The organism is Bradyrhizobium sp. Leo170, from assembly GCF_004296405.1.
In the GTDB taxonomy this organism is placed as follows: Bacteria; Pseudomonadota; Alphaproteobacteria; order Rhizobiales; family Xanthobacteraceae; genus Bradyrhizobium.
In genome coordinates this window covers 1-2,421 of record NZ_PSRR01000617.1, presented here as the reverse complement: position 1 = coordinate 2,421, position 2,421 = coordinate 1, and the positions used below count along the sequence as shown (strand labels likewise).

Here is a 2,421-nt window from a genome sequence, read left to right as displayed (position 1 = left end):
TGATTTGCCCGACGACGGAAGCGGAATGTTTTTCGCGCGAGGACTGGACGTGGCAAATCGCTTTGGAATCGCTTGCAAATTCTCTCTCGGTCATTCCGGGGCGATGCGACAGCATCGAGCCCGGAATCCATCTCGCTGTTTGCGCCTCCGGCCCGATGGATTCCGCGCTCGTCCTTCGGACGCCCCGGAATGACGGGGATGGCGTGAGCGAACGGTTGGCACCTGCGGAACTGGCAAATCCCGCCGACCCCACCATATCTGGCATAATTGCCGCTCGCCTACCGCAACCGCTTGGCCGGCACCCCGCGATGTGATAACGCTGACCGACCAGCTTCGACCGCCCACATTTGACCGACCGCATCCTCTAAAGGCTTGCGGCGGTGGAGATATTTCGCCGATGACCTCTTCCTCCCCGAGCGCCAAATCCGGTTCCGCGCCTGATTCCTTCTTCAGGGCGACCCTTGTCGAGGCCGATCCTGAAATCGCGGAGGCGATCAAGGGCGAATTGGGTCGGCAGCGCCATGAGATCGAGCTGATCGCTTCCGAGAACATTGTCAGCCGTGCGGTGCTGGAGGCGCAGGGCTCGGTGATGACCAACAAGTATGCCGAAGGTTATCCGGGCGCGCGCTACTATGGCGGTTGCGAATGGGTCGACGTCGCCGAGACGCTGGCGATCGAGCGCGCCAAGAAACTGTTCGGTGCGAAGTTCGCCAATGTGCAGCCGAACTCAGGCAGCCAGATGAACCAGGCGGTGTTCCTGGCGCTGCTGCAGCCCGGCGACACCTTCATGGGCCTCGACCTCGCAGCCGGCGGCCATCTCACCCATGGCTCACCCGTCAACATGTCCGGCAAATGGTTCAAGGCCGTGCACTACACGGTGCGGCGCGAAGACCAGCTCATCGACATGGATGCGGTGGCTAAGCAGGCCGAACAGGTCAAGCCGAAGCTGATCGTTGCGGGCGGCTCGGCCTATTCGCGCGCCTGGGACTTCAAGCGCTTCCGCGAGATCGCCGACAGTGTCGGCGCCTATCTCATGGTCGACATGGCGCATTTCGCGGGCCTCGTCGCCGGCGGCGTGCATGCTTCGCCGGTGCCGTACGCGCATGTCACCACCACCACGACGCACAAGTCGCTGCGCGGCCCGCGCGGCGGCCTGATGCTGTGGAATGACGAGACGCTGACCAAGAAGCTCAACTCGGCGATCTTCCCGGGCCTGCAGGGCGGCCCCCTGATGCATGTGATCGCGGCGAAGGCGGTCGCGTTCGGCGAGGCGTTGCGGCCGGACTTCAAGGTCTACGCCAAGAACGTGGTCGAGAATGCCAAGGCGCTGGCGGAAACGCTGCACGGCCATGGGCTCGACATCGTCTCCGGCGGCACCGACAACCATCTGATGCTCGTCGACCTCCGGCCCAAAGGGCTGAAGGGCAATGTGTCGGAGAAGGCGTTGGTGCGCGCCGCCATCACCTGCAACAAGAATGGCATTCCGTTCGATCCCGAGACCCCGTTCGTCACCTCCGGTTTGCGGCTCGGCACGCCGGCGACGACCACGCGCGGCTTCGGCATCGCCGAGTTCAAGGAAGTCGGCGGCATGATCGCGGAAGTCCTGACCGCGCTGCAGCAGTCGCCGGAGGGCAAGGCGCCGCTGGTGGAAGCCGCGATCAAGGAACGCGTGAAGGCGCTGACCGATCGCTTCCCGATCTATCAGTAAAGGCTCGTTCGATGCGCTGCCCGAGTTGCAACAGTCTGGATACGCAGGTCAAGGACTCGCGTCCGACCGAGGATTCGGCTGTGATCCGGCGGCGGCGCGTCTGCATCACCTGCAATTTCCGCTTCACGACATTTGAGCGGGTGCAGCTTCGCGAGCTGACGGTGATCAAGCGCAACGGCCGCCGCGTTCCGTTCGATCGCGACAAGCTGGTGCGCTCGCTGCAGATCTCGTTGCGCAAGCGGCCGGTGGAAACGGAACGTTTGGAGAAGATGGTGTCCACCATCGTGCGGGAGCTCGAAAGCAGCGGCGAGGCCGAGGTTTCCTCCGAGGCCATCGGCGAGATCGTGATGGAGCATCTGCGCCAGCTCGACGATGTCGCCTATGTCCGCTTCGCTTCCGTCTACCGCAACTTCCGCGAAGCCAAGGATTTCGAGGCGGTGCTCGGCGAGCTCACTAGCGAAGACGACCCGCGCATCGCACAGTTCCGCAAATGATCTTCCGCATCCTGGAAGACAAGCTCGCCGCAGAAGCCAAACAGTCGAAAGCCGCCGATCTGCGGTTCATGCAGCTCGCGCTGACGCTCGGCCGGCGCGGGCAGGGCCGCACCTGGCCGAATCCGGCGGTCGGCGCGGTCGTGGTCAAGGATGGCGTCATTGTCGGTCGTGGCTGGACGCAAGCAGGCGGCCGGCCGCATGCCGAGCCGGAGGCGTTGC

The 2,421-nt window shown here is 64.0% G+C and carries 2 protein-coding genes and 1 pseudogene; all 3 read left to right on the top strand.

Annotation, left to right across the window (positions count from 1 at the left end):
* The first annotated feature begins 397 nt into the window (after positions 1–397).
* Entirely contained in the window at positions 398–1,708 is a 1,311-nt protein-coding gene (glyA, locus tag CWO89_RS43200) for a serine hydroxymethyltransferase (protein WP_130584269.1), read from the top strand.
* 11 nt (positions 1,709–1,719) lie between these two features.
* Positions 1,720–2,202: a transcriptional regulator NrdR gene (nrdR, locus tag CWO89_RS43195; protein ID WP_027580572.1), complete on the top strand. Its 483-nt coding sequence runs from the start codon at positions 1,720–1,722 to the stop codon at positions 2,200–2,202.
* Positions 2,199–2,421: pseudogene (locus CWO89_RS43190) on the top strand (bifunctional diaminohydroxyphosphoribosylaminopyrimidine deaminase/5-amino-6-(5-phosphoribosylamino)uracil reductase RibD); the annotation flags it as partial. The gene nrdR and the pseudogene CWO89_RS43190, both read left to right, overlap by 4 nt.

Bases quoted from the DNA above. Each gene is read 5' to 3' on its own strand.
- glyA (WP_130584269.1), top strand. From the start codon at position 398: ATGACCTCTTCCTCCCCGAGCGCCAAATCCGGTTCCGCGCCTGATTCC.
- nrdR (WP_027580572.1), top strand. From the start codon at position 1,720: ATGCGCTGCCCGAGTTGCAACAGTCTGGATACGCAGGTCAAGGACTCG.